We start from the raw sequence: 15,394 nt of genomic DNA, 5'->3' as shown, positions 1-15,394 counted from the left end.
GATCACGCTGCCGATAGGGGCAGAGGCGCCCCGCAATGCGCGCACCAGAATATGAAAACTGCTGGCAGAGCCTGCTTGCAGATTATGTAATTGACTGATTTTATAGAGATTGGAAAGCATGAACGAGTTGAAGATCCTGGCCGTAGATACCGCCACCGAAGCCTGCTCCGCCGCCTTGCTGGTGGGGGAGAAGGTATTCTCCCGTTGGGAAGAGGCGCCAAGGGATCACACCCGTAAAATCCTGCCCATGGTTCAGGCTGTGTTGGATGAGGCCGGGGTAACCTTGGACGAACTCGATGCCATCGCCTTCGGCCGTGGTCCCGGCTCCTTTACCGGGGTACGGATCGGCATCGGCGTGGCGCAGGGGCTGGCGCTGGGCGCAGGCGTACCGCTGATCGGCATCTCCACTCTGGCCGCCATGGCGCAGGGGGCTCATCGCCTGGACGGGGCCGAGCGGGTGTTGACAGCCATCGATGCGCGCATGGACGAGGTCTACTTCGGCCAATATGAGCTCATCGATGGCCGCATCCAGCTGGTGGGCGAAGAGATGGTGAGCGGCCCCGCCGCACTGGTGGCGTCCCGCGGCACGTTGCCGGGCAGCTTTACCCGCGTCGGTACCGGATTTGAGACCTATGGCGAGACCCTCGCCGCGCTGGCCGACGAGCTGGTGGCGAGCCAGGTACGCTTCCCGGCGGCAGAGGACATGCTGCCGCTGGCCCGCAGCGCCTGGCTGGCCGGCGAGGCGGTGGCGGTCGAGCAGGCGACCCCGGTATATTTGCGTGACAAGGTGACCTGGAAGAAGCTGCCGGGTCGCGAATAAGGGCAGGAGTGGCAGACTTGTCGCTCATGCCGGTCGACACAGGCCCCATGCGGGCGGTTGAGAGGTCGGGCCTAGCCCGACTCAAGGAGAGTGACATGTCGAAGCGTGCAATGGTGATGGGGGCCGCCGGCCTTCTGCTCGGTGCCTGCAGCTCGGTCCCGCAAGAGCTGGCCTATGAGCCCGCCAACCAGCTGGTGGCCTACCAGCCGGCGCTTGCCGGCCTGGAAGGCAAGCCGGCCCGCTGGAGCGGCGTCATCTCGTCGGTACACAACAAGGCGGATCAGAGCGTCATCGAGGTGGTTTATCTGCCGCTCAAGTCCAACGGGGTGCCGGAGCAGACCGAACAGAGCCCGGGCCGTTTTCTGGCCATCATGCAGGGTTTTGTCGACCCGACCCTCTATGCCAAGGGGCGCAGCCTGACGGTGCTCGGCACCATAGCCCAGCCGGTGGACAGCCAGATTGGCGAGCACAAATATCGCTTCTCGGTGCTCAAGGTGACGGGCAGCAAGCTGTGGCCGCCGGTCAAGGAGGTGGAGGTTCGCTACATGGATCCCTACTTCTACGACCCCTTCTATGATCCCTACTGGCCGAGACGGCCGCTGCGCCGCTAGGAGCTGGGCATGAACACCTTGCTGCAAGAGCGCTTCCTGACCCTGGCCGACGGCCGCCGGGTTGCCTTGCTCGAGAGCCCGCCGGCGCAGGGGGAGCAGGGGGACAAACCGCTGCTGCTTGCCCTGCATGGCTGGCTCGACAACAGCGCAAGCTTTGTGCCCCTGGCCCCCTTTCTGACTCACTTTCACCTCGTCTGTGTCGATCTGCCGGGGCACGGTCACTCGGATCACAAGAACACACCCTATGTCTTTGTCGACTGGCTGGACGATCTCTATCAGATCACCCAGGCTGCCGGCTGGTCGCGCTTTGTGCTGCTGGGCCACTCCCTCGGGGCGCTGATTGCCTCCGCCTATGCCGGGGTCTTCCCCGAGCAGGTGGAGCGGCTCATTCTGCTGGAGGGGCTCGGACCCCTCAGTCAGCCGGACGACGCCGTGCCGGAGCAGCTGCGCCGAGCCATCCTCAACCGCAGCAGAACCCGCGAGCGAGCCTCCCAGGGCTTTGCCTCCATCGACGAGGCGGTGGCGGCGCGCTGCAAGGTGGCGGACATCACCCCGAGTGCGGCACGCCTTATCTGCGAGCGGCAGCTGGAAGCGCGGGCAGGGCGCTGGCACTGGCGCAGCGATCCCCGTCTTAGGGATCTCTCCCCCATGCGCATGAGCGAGGGGCAGGCCCAGGCCCTGATCCGGGCCATCCGTTGCCCGGTGCTGTTTATCGCCGGCGCAGAGGGTTTTGCCAGCCTGCAGGTACAGTGGGGAGAGCGTCATGCCGCCTTTACACGCATTGAACGTGTCGTTTTGGCGGGAAACCACCATTTTCATATGGAAAATTCGGCAGAGACCGCGGTTTGTATCGAAAAATTTTGTCAAATTCGGTAGAATCGGCGGCTTTCAATAATTCCAGGTTTGTCTTCCCCCTCACATTTTTCTGTTGTTAATTCGCTGTTAATTGATGTTGCCCTATGTAAATATGGGCGGCATTAGAGTATGAGCTTAAAACAACTGCTTGAAATGGATGTGAACAGGGACGGAGGCAACACAGTGAGCGCACAGGTGCTAGTTATGCAGGAGAAGTTCGTGGAAAAAGTCTGGCTGAAGCGTTATCCAGAAGGGGTGCCCGCCGAGATCAATCCAGACCAATACAGCTCCCTGGTCGAGATGTTTGAAGAGTCGGTGAACGAGTTTGCCGACCAGCCTGCCTTCGTCAACATGGGGCAGACCATTACCTATCGTCGTCTCGAGGAGCAGTCCCGCGCCTTTGCCGCCTACCTGCAAAACGAGCTCAAGCTGAGCCAGGGTGACCGGGTCGCCGTGATGATGCCCAACCTGCTGCAGTATCCCATCGCCGTGTTCGGCATCCTGCGTGCCGGCATGATAGTGGTCAACGTCAACCCGCTCTATACCCCGCGCGAGCTGGAGCACCAGCTCAAGGACTCCGGCGCCAAGGCCATCGTCATCGTCTCCAACTTTGCCCACACCCTGGAAAAAGTGGTCTACGACACTCCGGTCAAGCACGTGATCTTGACCAGGATGGGGGACAACCTGGGGCTGGCCAAGGGGACCCTGGTCAACTTCGTGGTGAAATACGTCAAGAAGCTGGTGCCCAAGTACAATCTGCCCCACGCCAGCACCATGCGTCAGGCGCTGGCCAAGGGTCGTTATCTGCAGTACATCAAGCCCGAGATCAACAACGACGATCTCGCCTTCCTGCAGTACACCGGCGGCACCACCGGCCTCTCCAAGGGGGCCATGCTGACCCACCGCAACATGATCGCCAACGTGGAGCAGTGCCTCGGCGTCTACGGCCCTGTGTTGGAGCGGGGCAAGGAGTTCGTGGTCACCGCACTGCCGCTCTACCACGTCTTCGCGCTGACCGTTAACTGCCTGCTGTTCATGCGTCTGGGTGGCTACAACCTGCTGATCAGCAACCCGCGCGACATCCCGGGCTTTGTCAAAGAGATCAAGAAGTACCCCTTCACCTGCATCACCGGGGTCAACACCCTGTTCAACGCGCTGGTCAACAATGGCGAGTTCCAGAGCATGCCCTTTGACAAGCTCAAGCTCACCATCGGCGGCGGCATGGCGGTGCAGCGGGCGGTGGCCGAGCAGTGGAAGGCGCTGACCGACACCCCGCTGCTGGAAGGTTACGGCCTGACCGAGTGTTCACCCCTGGTGAGTGTCTGCCCCTACGATCTGGTGGATTACAACGGCTCCATCGGCCTGCCGGTCTGCTCCACCGACATCCGGCTGGTGGATGACAACGGCCAGGTGATCCACGAACTCGGCAAGCCGGGGGAGATGCAGGTACGCGGCCCGCAGGTGATGAGCGGTTACTGGCAGCGGCCGGAAGCCACCGCCGAGGTGATGCAGGATGGCTGGCTCTGTACCGGCGATATCGCGGTGTGCGACGAGCAGGGCTTCTTCAAGATCGTCGATCGCAAGAAAGACATGATCCTGGTCTCCGGCTTCAACGTCTATCCGAACGAGATCGAGGACGTGGTGGCGCTCCACCCGAAAGTGCTGGAAGTGGCCGCCGTCGGCGTACCGCACAAGGTCTCCGGCGAGCTGGTGAAGATCTTCGTGGTCAAGAAAGATCCAAAGCTGCTGGAAGACGAGATTATTGCGCACTGCCGCAAACATCTGACTGCCTATAAGGTCCCGAAACTGGTAGAATTTCGTGACGAACTTCCCAAGACCAATGTGGGCAAGATCCTGCGCCGCGTGCTGCGCGACGAGGAGATTGCCAAGCAGTAACCGGCGTGGCGCTGCCAAGCAGCATGCCGTCGTTATGCAAAACCGTGGGTCAGCCCACGGTTTTTTCTTTTGGCCCTGATCAACGCGCAGGCACAGATGCATTATCAACTCATTTCACAGCAAGCCGAACTGGATCAGTATCTCGCCTCCCTGGCCGACGTTCCCCTGGCCATCGATACTGAATTCGTCCGCACCCGTACCTATTACCCCCAGCTGGGCCTGTTCCAGATCTACGACGGCCACCAGCTGGCGCTGCTGGATCCCTTGACGCTGGATCTCTCCTCCCTCTGGCAGCGACTCGGTCGGGCAGGGCAGATCGCCATTTTGCACGCCTCCGGCGAAGATCTGGAGCTCATCCAGCATCAGGCGGGCCATCTGCCCAACCAGATGCACGATACCCAGCTGGCGGCAGCCTTTCTGGGCCACGGGGTCTCGGTGGGCTTCGGCGCCCTGGTCAACGAGTTTCTCGGCGTGACCCTGGAAAAGGATCAGGCGCGCACCGACTGGCTGGCGCGCCCGCTCACCCCCCGTCAGCTCGAATATGCGGCGGCCGACGTCTTCTATCTGCTGCCTCTCTACGACAAGGTGATGGCAGCGCTGCGTGACAGCGGCAAGTTCGCCTGGTTCGAGCAGGAGTGTCAGAACCACTCTGCCCGCAAGACCCAGAGCAGCGATCCCCGCCAGGCCTATCTCGACATCGTCAACGCCTGGCAGCTGGGGCGCCGCGAGCTGGCGATCCTGCGCGAGCTGGCCGCCTGGCGTCAGCAGGAGGCGGTGCGCCGGGATCTGGCCCTCAACTTCGTGGTCAAGGAGCTGCACCTGTTCAAGGTGGCGGAGCGCAAGCCCACCTCCCTGCGGGATCTCAACGAGCTGGGGCTGGCCCCCATCGAGATCAAGATCCACGGCAAGCGGATGCTGGATATCGTGGCCGCCGCCCAGCAGAGCGATCCCGCCGGCTGGCCCGAGCCCATTCGCCGGCTGGTGGATTACCCCCAGTACAAGGCCGAGCTCAAGCGCATCAAGGGGATGGTGGAAGAGAAGGCCAAGGCCAGCAATATTCCGCCCGAACTGGTGGCCAGCAAGAAGATCATTCACCAGTACTTCACCTGGAGCTGGCGCATGAGCGACGAAGAGCGGGCCCGAGCCGACAAGCCCATGCTGCTGCAGGGCTGGCGCTTTGAGCTGGTTGGCCATCTGTTGGCCCAATGAGATAGCGCACAAGAGAACGGGCCCACTGGGCCCGTTTTTTCATCTGATGGGCGGCAACTGATAACGATAGCGGGCCAGGATCTGGGTGTATTCCGGGCTGGTGAGCAGCGCCAGGATGGCCTCGTCCAGCCGGTGCAGCTGGGCTGGCGTGGTGGTGCGCCGGCTCAGCATCAGATGCACCGGTGTGCGCTGGATATTGAGCAGGGGGGTGAGGTCATCGAGCGGGATACCGGCCAGGTTCATCTCCTGCAGCCCCATGGGATCGATGACCACCCCCTGAATGCGACCGGCCAGCAGCAGCTTGAGCAAGGGCTCCATCCGCAGGCGGGCCAGCAGCCGATCCTGCATCTGTGGCGATTGCATGAAGGTGCGAAAATCGGTGCCGTAATCAAAATCACGCATCATCCCTATGGTGAAATCCTGCCGTGGCAGCAGGTCCGAGAGCTGGGTGATCCCTTGCCAGCGCGCCCTGTCCTGACGGCGCACCAGCAGCACTGTCTCTTCGTTGCGATAGGGCAGGCTGAAGCGGGCGTAGCGCTCGCGCTCGGCGGTCTGGTTGGCGGACATGGTGAGCTGGATGGTGCCGAACTCCAGCTCGCGCAGTACGCGGGCCCAGGGCATCTCGCTGTAGCTGGCGCTAAAGCCGGCCCGGCTGAAGATGGCTTGCAGCAGGTCGATGTCCAGCCCCTGCAGCTGCTGCTGTTCGTCGCGAAAGCTGAACGGGTGCCAACTGGCCCAGCCCACCTGCAGTGACTCCTGCGCCCAGGCGGCGGTGCACAAACACCATAACAACAAGACTCTGTACACGGAGCTATCCCTGTTCAGCGTGGTTGTTGTTGATTATTGAATAGAAATGTCGGGCTGACCAGCCCGGGGGAAAGGATGCACGAAGGTGCATCCCTCAGAGCTCGTGGGCGTGGAATCCCTTGCGATAGCGGGCTTCGCAGCGCGGGCAGCGTTGCAGGGTCGGGTCCTGCTCCAGCCGTTCGATGGCCAGCGGCTCCTCGCAGTCGGAGCAGAGGCCATAGAGGCCGAGATCCATCTGGCAAAGCGCCGCATCGATCCGCTTGAGCCGGGCCACGCTCTGCTCCACCTTGGGCAAGTCGAGGCGGCTGGTGAGATCGACCAGCTGATCCCGCTCGCAGTGATCCACCTGCTCCGCCCACTCGTCACGCCGACAGGCTTTGAGCTGACCGATCAGCTCTTCTCTTACTTGCGCCCAGTCAGTCAGCAGGCGATCACGCCACACGGCCAACTGAGCTTGCGTCATTTCACACACACTAGCCCCCAACGGACGAATAACAAATTGTGGGCAGTATAGGGAAGCGACAGGATTATCAAGATGATATGCGTCAAGTAAAGAACGGTTAGATCACAGTTTTCGCGGCCTGCAGCAGGGCGTCCCGAATGGGATGGGTCTCCTTGAGTACCCGGATCTCCTGAAACAGCTGGTCTGCCTCGGGATACTCCCGCTTGAGGTAGCTGAACCACTGCTTGATGCGACTCGGGTAGTAGTCGGCCTTCTCGCTCGCCAAATCCTGCTCGGTGTAGCTCACCATCAACTGCAGCACTTCGGCCCAGCTCATGTGGGCACAGCCGGTCTTCATCACGTTGGCCAGGTTGGGCAACGAGATGGCGCCGCGGCCCACCATCAGGGCATCGCAGCCGGACACCCGGGCACAGGTGAGGGCATCGGCATGGTTCCAGATCTCGCCGTTGGCGGTGACCGGGATGGGCAGGGCACGGCGAATGGCGTCCACATACTCCCAGTGAGCCGGCGCCTTGTAGCCTTCGCGCTTGGTGCGGGCGTGCACGGCCAGCTCGTTGGCCCCGGCCTGATGAACCGCCTGGGCGTTCTCCAGATAGAGATCCTTGTCATCGTAGCCGAGGCGGATCTTGGCGCTCACCGGCAGATGGGCCGGCACCGCTTCGCGCACCGCCTTGACGATGCGATAGATGGTCTCGGGCTCCTTGAGCAGCACGGCGCCCCCCTTGCTCTTGTTGACTGTGGGGGCGGGGCAGCCAAAGTTGAGATCGACGCCGGGGGAGCCAAGCTCGATGGCGCGCAGCGCGTTCTCGGCCAGCCATTCGGGGTGTTGGCCTAGCAATTGTACCCGCACCGGGGTGCCGGCCCGGGTCTTGCCGTCCTGCTTGAGCTCGGGGCAGAGGCGATGGAACACCTTGGCGGGCAGCAGCTGATCGACCACCCGGATGAATTCGCTGACGCAGAGGTCGTAGTCGTTGACGGAGGTGAGCACCTCCCGCATCAAGTGATCCAGCACCCCCTGCATGGGGGCCAAAATAACGCGCATAACCGGTTCCGCAGGGCAAACAGAGAAAAAAGAGCGCAGATTGTAGTAGCAATGGCCGGGATTGTCAGCCGTTTGCCCACTCGATGAACCCAATCGACGGCCACCGCCTGGGCCAGGCTGTCAGCTTCCAGGCCAACTCTGTTAGGCTAAAGGCAGAGATACATTCAGAAGGAGTACCCATGAAACGCTGGTGTTTGATGGCCCTGGGCTGGCTTGCCTTCGCCACCGGGATAGTCGGGATAGTCCTGCCCCTGTTGCCGACCACCCCCTTCATGCTGCTGGCGGCGGCGCTGTTTGCCCGCTCGTCCCCTCGTTTTCATCGCTGGCTGCTAAGCCATCCCTGGTTCGGACCTCCTATTGCTGACTGGCAGCAGTATCGCGGCATTCGCCGCCATGCCAGACGGCGCGCTATTTTCTTTATTCTGCTCTCCTTCTCGGTGTCGCTGGCGGTGGTGCCCATGATGTGGGTCAGGCTGCTGCTCATTGCCATAATGGTGATCCTGCTCACCTGGTTAATGCGCCTGCCGGTGCTGGAGCCAGTTGCAATGGAGAAGTGAAGTCCCTAAGCTATTGCGGCAATAATGCTATGGAGTCGGCCCGTCATTTTTGCGTGACGGGCCTTTTTATTTCCCGCTGGCGGGAAGCTGAGAGAAACGACCATCTGCGTCGAAAAACAAACGGTCAAACCATGAATCCGGAAACCCTGAAATTTATCGAAGCGAGCATCAAGACCATTCCCGACTATCCGAAGCCGGGTATTCTGTTTCGTGACATCACCAGCCTGATCGAGAATGCCGAGGCCTTCAAGGCCACCATCGATCTGCTGGCCAATCACTATCGTGATCAAGGGATCACCAAGATTGTCGGTACCGAAGCGCGCGGCTTCATCTTCGGCGCGCCGGTTGCCTTCGCCATGGGTCTGGGCTTCGTGCCGGTTCGCAAGCCGGGCAAGCTGCCCCGCGCCGTCATCGAGGAGTCCTACGCCCTCGAATATGGCACCGACACCCTGCAACTGCACACCGACGCCATCGTGCCCGGTGACAAGGTACTGGTGGTGGACGATCTGCTGGCTACCGGCGGCACCGTCGATGCCACCGTCAAGCTGATCCGCCGTGCCGGCGGCGAAGTGGCTGATGCCGCCTTCATCATCTCCCTGCCGTCGCTGGGTGGTGATGCCCGCCTGACCGCCGCCGGCGTCAAGGTGGTCTCCCTGGTCGAACTGCCGGGCGAATAAGCCGCCAGTCCGATCACGCAGACGGGCCTCGTCAGCCCGTTGCCTGCGTCCAAACCGGTGCCCGAGCGGGCATCGGTTTGAAATTCAAGCGATCCCTCCCGCCTCGGCCGATAGCCGATACAGCCCGCCCCGCATTTGTGTTAGCATCCAGCCTCAATGCCTTGTCATCCCTGCATCGAGATCTATGAGCTATCAGGTTCTGGCGCGTAAATGGCGCCCCCATACGTTTGAACAAGTGGTAGGCCAGCATCATGTGCTGACCGCCTTGACCAACGCCCTGGATCAGGGACGGCTGCATCACGCCTATCTGCTGAGCGGTACTCGCGGAGTCGGCAAGACCACCATCGCGCGCATCCTGGCCAAGAGCCTCAACTGCGAGCAGGGGATCAGCAGCCATCCGTGCGGTGTGTGCGACACCTGCCGCGAGATCGATCAGGGCAACTTCGTCGATCTGCTGGAAATCGATGCGGCGTCACGCACCAAGGTGGAAGATACCCGCGAGCTGCTCGACAACGTGCAGTACCGACCGGCCCGTGGCCGCTTCAAGGTCTATCTCATCGACGAAGTGCACATGTTGTCGCGCCACAGCTTCAACGCGCTGCTGAAAACCCTGGAAGAGCCGCCCCCCTATGTGAAGTTCCTGCTGGCCACCACGGATCCGCAGAAGCTGCCCATCACCATCCTCTCGCGCTGCCTGCAGTTTCATCTGAAGAGTCTGGATCAAACCCAGATCGCCAAGCAGCTCGAATGGGTGCTGGATCAGGAGGGACAACCCTTCGAGCCGCGTGCCCTGCTGGCCCTGGCCAAGGCGGCGGACGGCAGCATGCGCGATGCCCTGAGCCTGACCGATCAGGCGCTGGCCCACGGCAATGGCAGCGTGCGCACCGACAGCGTGCTGGCCATGCTGGGGACCCTGGATCACCGCCATCTGCATCAACTGCTGGAAGCTGTGCTGCGCCAGGATGCACCCGCCACCATGGCCAAGATCACCGAGATAGCGACCCTGGGCCCCGACTTTGATCAGCTCCATGCCGAGCTGGAAGGGCTGCTCCATCGCATCGCCATGGCGCAGCTGTTGCCGGCTACCGTGCAGGAGCAGGGGGCGGATGCCGATGCCTTGCTGCAGCTGGCCCAGGCCATGAGCCCGGAAGAGGTGCAGCTCTGCTATCAGATCGTGCTGGGCGGCCGCAAGGATCTGCCCTGGGCCCCCGATGGCCGCACCGCACTGGAGATGACCTGCCTGCGGATGCTGGCCTTCTCGCCCCGGCGCGAGGTGCTGCACCCCGCCAGCCTGACGGCGCTGCCTCCGGCACTCGGTGGCCTGCCCGCCGCAGGTGCGAGGAGCCCGGCCCCCGCCTTGGGAAAGCCCGAGGGGGTTGAGCCACCCCCGGCCACCGGCATGATGCCGCAGGCTCCATCAGCCGACGCCGCGACTTCGCCCGCGCCGGTCACTTCTTCTGCATCGGTCGAGCACCAAGGGGCGCAGGAGGCCGGACAGGCCGCCCAGCCTCACCCACAGGTGGCTGACATGGCGGAGCCGGAAGGCGGCGCCGAGCTGGATCCGCTCTTTGCCGAGCAGGCGGAGCTGCTGCGCGAAGCCGAGCAGATGGGCTATGAGGCCGCGCCCGAACCTATTGCGCCCACGGCTCAGCCTGCCGCAGCCGAGCCCGCGTCCTCCGTACAAGGCGCCGTACCAACGAATGTGGCTGACGAAGTGGCTGACAGCGGGGAGGGGAGTGTCTCTTCAACGGTGGCCAGCATGCAAAGTCTGCTGGGCAAGCGCAATCTGCTGCGAAGCCGCCTGCGCGGCGAGCCGAGCAGCAGTGCGGCGCCAGCCCGGGCGACGCCGGTCAAGCCGATGGCGGCCGCCAAACCGGCACCGATGGCACCGGCTGCGGCCATGCCGCCCTCGACGCCCCACTCCCCGAGTGCCCCCCGGGTGCAGGCAGCTGCCCAGGCAGCCCAGTCAGGTTACGATGAATTGCCGCCGCTCGATGCCTATGAAGAGAGCGGCAGCGACTACGAAGAGTATTTGAGTCAGGGTTTCAACGATGCGTTCGCCAGCGCCCCCTTGCCGGAGCGAACCACCCAGGTGATGCAGCCAGCGCCTGCCGCGCGTCTCCAGGCGGATGATCTGCCGCCCTGGGATCTGGATGGCAGCGCCGGCCGGCAGGAGGTTGCTGCGCCGAGTGCCCCGGCCGCCGTTGCAACGTACCCTGAGGCGACCATCAGCGAGTCAGCCGCCTCGGTCATGGAAACCATCGACTGGAACGAGCTGGAGAGCGACAACCAGCCGCAGGGAAGCGAGGAGGCGGCCAGATTGATCCCCTCTTCGCTGCTGGCCAATTGCGGCGACCATTGGGCCGAACTGATTGCCCGCACTGGTGTGGGCGGCCGCCTGCGCCAGCTGGCCATCAATTCGGTGATGGAGCAGCAGGGCGACAGGGTGCTGCTGACTCTCAAACCTGAGCAGCGCCATCTGGTGAGCGACAGGGCGCGCGCCGATCTGGCCGAGATCATCGGCCCCGAACTGGGGCTGGCGGTACAGGTGGACGTCACCCTGGGCGTGGTGCCCGAGCGGGAAACCCCGCTCGAGATTGAGCACCGCCTCTACCTCGGGGTGCGGGAACAGGTCACCCGGGATCTGGAGCAGGATCCCAACGTGCAATTCTTGCAACAGCGGTTTGGCGCCATGCTGCACCACGACAGCATAGAGCCGCTGAGCAACTGATCACACCATCCGGGCCTGGTGCCCGGTTGAAAAACGGTTTGTCCGTCCCCACTTAGGACGGGTAAACCCACGGCCCGGCGCTGGATGCCGGATTTCAAGACGAGAGACGACATATGTTTGGTAAAGGTGGAATGGGGAACCTGATGAAACAGGCCCAACAGATGCAAGAGCGCATGCAGAAGATGCAAGAGCAGCTTGCCCAGATGGAAGTAGTCGGTGAAGCCGGCGCTGGCATGGTCAAGGTCACCATGGCCGGCAGCCACAGCGTGCGTCGCATCGAAATCGACCCGAGCCTGATGGAAGATGACAAAGAGATGCTGGAAGATCTGGTGGCTGCGGCCGTCAACGATGCCGTGCGTCGCGTCGAAGAGCAGAACAAGGCCAAGATGGGTGAGCTGACCGGCGGCATGCAACTGCCTCCCGGCTTCAAGATGCCCTTTTAAGGACTCATTTCCTGTCGCAGCAATAGGCTGCGCGTGATGGTCTGCCCGTCGGTCGTGATGGGGCTCTTGCCCCAGCTTCTCCGCCAACTCGCTCCGGTAACGCTGGAGCGTCGTTGCCGACCCATGGGCCAGGATGGGACAGGTGATTTCCTCTCGTTGTCAGCCAGTGGCTTGCGCAGCGATTCAAGGGCCTTCACCATCCGGATGCATCGCGAATAGTCATGACGCAGCTGACACTTTCCCCGTGTCAGCTGCGTTTTTATGAGTAGGGGTCCACCCCTGTCACGCCGCGCACCACATCGAACCGGTGCAAGGCCTGTCCTCTCTGCTTGCATTCCTTCCGCCCCCTCTTGCTTCACTCTCTTTCCGCTCTCCTGTCCCCCGTTCGTGAGGGGAGGCCGATGCACCACCGCTGGCGGCGCGTGCCGACAAAAGAGAACGCCAGCCTCACGGCTGGCGTTATTTCTACGGACCTGGCGGATTATTTCAGGTCGAAACGGTCGTTGTTCATCACCTTGACCCAGGCCTTGACGAAGTCGCGTACGAACTTCTCCTTGCCATCTTGCTGGGCATAGACCTCGGCGTAGGCACGCAGCACCGAGTTGGAGCCAAACACCAGGTCAACCCGGGTGGCGGTCCACTTCACTGCGCCGCTCTGACGATCCACGATCTGGTAGCTGTTGCGGCCAGTCGGCTGCCAGCTATAAGCCATGTCGGTCAGGTTGACGAAGAAGTCGTTGCTGAGCACCCCGACCCGGTCGGTAAAGACGCCGTGGGCCGAGCCGCCGTGGTTGGTGCCAAGCACCCGCATACCGCCGACCAGCACTGTCATCTCGCGGGCGGTGAGCCCCAGCAACTGGGCACGGTCGAGCAGCATCTCTTCCGGCTGCACCTTGTAGTGCCCCTTCTGCCAGTTGCGAAAACCATCGTGCACCGGCTCGAGGAAGGCAAACGACTCGGTATCGGTCTGCTCGGCACCGGCATCGCCGCGACCCGGCGCAAAGGGAACGACGATATCAACGCCGGCCAGCTTGGCCGCCTGCTCTACCGCTGCGCTGCCCCCCAGCACAATCAGGTCGGCGATGCTGACCGGCTTGCTCAGGGTGGCCTGCAGGGCGATTAGGGCGTTGAGTACCTTCTCGAGGCGAGCGGGCTCGTTGCCTTCCCACGCCTTCATCGGCGCAAGGCGGATACGGGCACCGTTGGCTCCACCGCGATAATCGGAGCCGCGGAAGGTGCGGGCACTGTCCCAGGCGGTGGCGATCAAATCGGCTGGCGCCACGCCGCAGGCCAGCAGCTTGCCCTTGAGCTCGCTCACCTCCTGCTCGGAAAGCTGGTAATTCACCGCCGGCACCGGATCTTGCCATACCATGACTTCGCTCGGCACCTCCGGCCCGAGGTAGCGGCTGCGCGGCCCCATGTCGCGGTGGGTCAGCTTGAACCAGGCGCGGGCAAAGGCATCAGAGAAGAGGTCCTGATCCGCTGCGAAGCGCTCGGAGATCTCCCGGTAGACGGGGTCAAAGCGCAGTGCCATGTCCGCGTCCGTCATGATGGGGTTGCAGCGCAGGGAGGGGTCTTCCACGTCCACCGGGCGGTCTTCCTCCTTGATGGCGACGGGCTCCCACTGCCAGGCACCGGCCGGGCTCTTCTTGAGCCACCAGTCATGGCCCAGCAGCATCTTGAAGTAGCCGTTGTCCCAGCGAGTCGGGTTGCTGGTCCAGGCACCCTCGATCCCGCTGGTGACCGTGTCGCGGCCGATGCCGCGGCTCTCGTGGTTGATCCAGCCAAGCCCCTGTTCATGCACATCCGCCCCTTCTGGGGCGGGCCCCAATTTGGCAGCGCTGCCGTTACCGTGGGCTTTACCGACGGTGTGGCCACCTGCGGTGAGGGCGACGGTCTCTTCGTCATTCATCCCCATGCGGGCAAAGGTGACGCGCATGTCGTGGGCGGTTTTCAGGGGATCAGGGTTGCCATCCACCCCTTCCGGGTTGACGTAAATAAGCCCCATCATCACCGCGGCCAGCGGGTTCTCCAGATCCCGTTCACCACTGTAACGGCTCCCTTCGCTGCCGCTCGGCGCCAGCCACTCTTTCTCGGAGCCCCAGTAAACATCTTTTTCCGGATGCCAGATGTCCTCGCGGCCACCGGCAAAACCGAAGGTCTTGAGCCCCATGGATTCATAAGCGACGTTGCCGACCAGGATCATCAGGTCGGCCCAGGAGATCTTGTTGCCGTATTTCTGTTTGATGGGCCACAGCAGGCGGCGCGCCTTGTCGAGGTTGCCGTTGTCTGGCCAGCTGTTGAGGGGGGCGAAGCGCTGGTTGCCGGTGTTGGCACCGCCACGGCCGTCGGTGGCGCGATAGCTGCCTGCGGAGTGCCAGGCCATGCGGATCATCAGGCCGCCGTAGTGCCCCCAGTCGGCCGGCCACCAGGGCTGGCTGTCGGTCATCAGGGCATGGAGGTCGGCCTTGAGGGCGTCGTAATCGAGGCTGCTGAAGGCATCAGCATAATTGAAAGACTCATCCATCGGATTGGTCTTGCGGTCATGTTGGTGCAGGATGTCGAGGTTGAGGGCATTGGGCCACCAAACTTGAGGCTCCTGGCCGGCGGAAGTATTGGCTCCGTGTGCAAAAGGGCACTGACCGGCCCCATGAGTGTGTTTGTCCATTCACTATGTCCTCTTATTAACGTTATGACGGTGAAACAGTGCTCTTCGTTCCTAAGATCAATCTAACTCTGAAATAGCGTTACTGAACATAAGGTTAAAACTCTGACATTCATCGGCAATGACGATTGAAGATCAGCTTTCATGCGACAGTTTCTGCTTGAACCCCCCGGCTCTCCTTGCACACAAGAGCGCCGGCGTGCAGACATGTGCGTCATCTCGGGCTGCCTGTCAGTATGACTAAATCGTGGAGACATAGATGATAGTTGAGCGTCGAACCGGCGCCTTGCCTCAGCCTGGCCATGGATGAGTGGGGGAAGAGTCTGCGCCTTATCGCAGGCCATCTGATCACGACTCTTTATTGCATGCTCAATGTCTATAGCGTGAACCGAGGGCGCCTGATTGAATCGAATTGATGGCGGTGGGAGCTCTTCATTAAAAAGCCGGTCATGTTGATAGCCCGGGCAAGCAATCATGGCCGGGTTTTTGGCTGCGACTCTTATCTGAAGGACATTGGCAAGAGAATAACGTGCAGGCGTGTCATGTTGACAGGCGTTGAACACGGGTAAGCGCGTAAAAAGCAAAGAAGCCAGGAGTGGGACAGTCCTGGCTTCTTTG

At 62.2% G+C, this 15,394-nt stretch carries 13 protein-coding genes; 9 read left to right on the top strand and 4 right to left on the bottom strand.

Annotated elements, in window-relative coordinates; genetic code table 11:
• Positions 1-118 precede the first annotated feature (118 nt).
• The 5 genes from tsaB to rnd all read left to right on the top strand — a co-directional run bounded on the left by tsaB (position 119) and on the right by rnd (position 5,391).
• Positions 119-820, top strand: a complete 702-nt coding sequence (tsaB, locus tag AB5Y98_RS19270; RefSeq protein ID WP_017784293.1) for a tRNA (adenosine(37)-N6)-threonylcarbamoyltransferase complex dimerization subunit type 1 TsaB — start codon at positions 119-121, stop codon at positions 818-820.
• Between the two features lie 95 nt (positions 821-915).
• Positions 916-1,431, top strand: coding sequence for a Slp family lipoprotein (locus AB5Y98_RS19265; protein ID WP_368232572.1), 516 nt, complete (start codon positions 916-918; stop codon positions 1,429-1,431).
• Between the two features lie 9 nt (positions 1,432-1,440).
• Positions 1,441-2,307: an alpha/beta fold hydrolase gene (locus tag AB5Y98_RS19260; RefSeq protein ID WP_201880616.1), complete on the top strand. Its 867-nt coding sequence runs from the start codon at positions 1,441-1,443 to the stop codon at positions 2,305-2,307.
• Positions 2,308-2,505: 198 nt separating this feature from the next.
• Complete coding sequence (gene fadD, locus AB5Y98_RS19255; protein ID WP_010633942.1) at positions 2,506-4,182, top strand: long-chain-fatty-acid--CoA ligase FadD; 1,677 nt, start codon at positions 2,506-2,508, stop codon at positions 4,180-4,182.
• A gap of 96 nt (positions 4,183-4,278) precedes the next feature.
• On the top strand, positions 4,279-5,391 hold the full coding sequence (rnd, locus tag AB5Y98_RS19250) for a ribonuclease D (RefSeq protein WP_226008459.1): 1,113 nt from the start codon (positions 4,279-4,281) through the stop codon (positions 5,389-5,391).
• Between the two features lie 39 nt (positions 5,392-5,430).
• Here the strand turns inward: rnd and AB5Y98_RS19245 are convergent, their stop codons facing one another.
• From AB5Y98_RS19245 to dusC, 3 genes are all read right to left on the bottom strand, one after another.
• Positions 5,431-6,198 (bottom strand): substrate-binding periplasmic protein, encoded by a 768-nt coding sequence (locus AB5Y98_RS19245; RefSeq protein WP_368232570.1) that lies wholly within the window; start codon positions 6,196-6,198, stop codon positions 5,431-5,433.
• Positions 6,199-6,292: 94 nt separating this feature from the next.
• Positions 6,293-6,661, bottom strand: coding sequence for a TraR/DksA C4-type zinc finger protein (locus tag AB5Y98_RS19240; protein ID WP_005301043.1), 369 nt, complete (start codon positions 6,659-6,661; stop codon positions 6,293-6,295).
• A 97-nt stretch (positions 6,662-6,758) separates the two neighbouring features.
• Complete coding sequence (dusC, locus tag AB5Y98_RS19235; RefSeq protein ID WP_010633946.1) at positions 6,759-7,703, bottom strand: tRNA dihydrouridine(16) synthase DusC; 945 nt, start codon at positions 7,701-7,703, stop codon at positions 6,759-6,761.
• Positions 7,704-7,882: 179 nt separating this feature from the next.
• Here dusC and AB5Y98_RS19230 point away from each other — a divergent pair, with 179 nt between their 5' ends.
• From AB5Y98_RS19230 to AB5Y98_RS19215, 4 genes are all read left to right on the top strand, one after another.
• Positions 7,883-8,260, top strand: a complete 378-nt coding sequence (locus AB5Y98_RS19230; RefSeq protein ID WP_368232568.1) for a YbaN family protein — start codon at positions 7,883-7,885, stop codon at positions 8,258-8,260.
• Positions 8,261-8,391: 131 nt separating this feature from the next.
• A complete protein-coding gene (gene apt / locus AB5Y98_RS19225; protein WP_005301034.1) occupies positions 8,392-8,937 on the top strand; it encodes an adenine phosphoribosyltransferase in 546 nt (181 codons plus the stop codon).
• Between the two features lie 184 nt (positions 8,938-9,121).
• Positions 9,122-11,668 carry a DNA polymerase III subunit gamma/tau gene (gene dnaX / locus AB5Y98_RS19220; RefSeq protein WP_368232566.1) on the top strand — a complete coding sequence of 849 codons (2,547 nt, stop codon included), beginning with the start codon at positions 9,122-9,124 and terminating at the stop codon, positions 11,666-11,668.
• Positions 11,669-11,781: 113 nt separating this feature from the next.
• Complete coding sequence (locus tag AB5Y98_RS19215) at positions 11,782-12,111, top strand: YbaB/EbfC family nucleoid-associated protein (protein ID WP_005301028.1); 330 nt, start codon at positions 11,782-11,784, stop codon at positions 12,109-12,111.
• A gap of 481 nt (positions 12,112-12,592) precedes the next feature.
• On the opposite strand, the gene katG is transcribed toward AB5Y98_RS19215, so the two are convergent.
• Positions 12,593-14,779 (bottom strand): catalase/peroxidase HPI, encoded by a 2,187-nt coding sequence (gene katG / locus AB5Y98_RS19210; RefSeq protein ID WP_368232564.1) that lies wholly within the window; start codon positions 14,777-14,779, stop codon positions 12,593-12,595.
• Positions 14,780-15,394: the final 615 nt, after the last annotated feature.

Source organism: Aeromonas sp. s3 (assembly GCF_040907805.1).
GTDB classification, from domain to species: Bacteria; Pseudomonadota; Gammaproteobacteria; order Enterobacterales; family Aeromonadaceae; genus Aeromonas; species Aeromonas dhakensis.
This window is presented reverse-complemented; position numbering and strand designations above follow the sequence as displayed.

Excerpts from the sequence above, each read along its gene's own strand:
- tsaB (WP_017784293.1), top strand. The coding sequence starts at position 119 with ATGAACGAGTTGAAGATCCTGGCCGTAGATACCGCCACCGAAGCCTGC.
- AB5Y98_RS19265 (WP_368232572.1), top strand. The coding sequence starts at position 916 with ATGTCGAAGCGTGCAATGGTGATGGGGGCCGCCGGCCTTCTGCTCGGT.
- AB5Y98_RS19260 (WP_201880616.1), top strand. The coding sequence starts at position 1,441 with ATGAACACCTTGCTGCAAGAGCGCTTCCTGACCCTGGCCGACGGCCGC.
- rnd (WP_226008459.1), top strand. The coding sequence starts at position 4,279 with ATGCATTATCAACTCATTTCACAGCAAGCCGAACTGGATCAGTATCTC.
- AB5Y98_RS19240 (WP_005301043.1), bottom strand. The coding sequence starts at position 6,661 with ATGACGCAAGCTCAGTTGGCCGTGTGGCGTGATCGCCTGCTGACTGAC.
- dusC (WP_010633946.1), bottom strand. The coding sequence starts at position 7,703 with ATGCGCGTTATTTTGGCCCCCATGCAGGGGGTGCTGGATCACTTGATG.
- AB5Y98_RS19230 (WP_368232568.1), top strand. The coding sequence starts at position 7,883 with ATGAAACGCTGGTGTTTGATGGCCCTGGGCTGGCTTGCCTTCGCCACC.
- apt (WP_005301034.1), top strand. The coding sequence starts at position 8,392 with ATGAATCCGGAAACCCTGAAATTTATCGAAGCGAGCATCAAGACCATT.
- dnaX (WP_368232566.1), top strand. The coding sequence starts at position 9,122 with ATGAGCTATCAGGTTCTGGCGCGTAAATGGCGCCCCCATACGTTTGAA.
- AB5Y98_RS19215 (WP_005301028.1), top strand. The coding sequence starts at position 11,782 with ATGTTTGGTAAAGGTGGAATGGGGAACCTGATGAAACAGGCCCAACAG.
- katG (WP_368232564.1), bottom strand. The coding sequence starts at position 14,779 with ATGGACAAACACACTCATGGGGCCGGTCAGTGCCCTTTTGCACACGGA.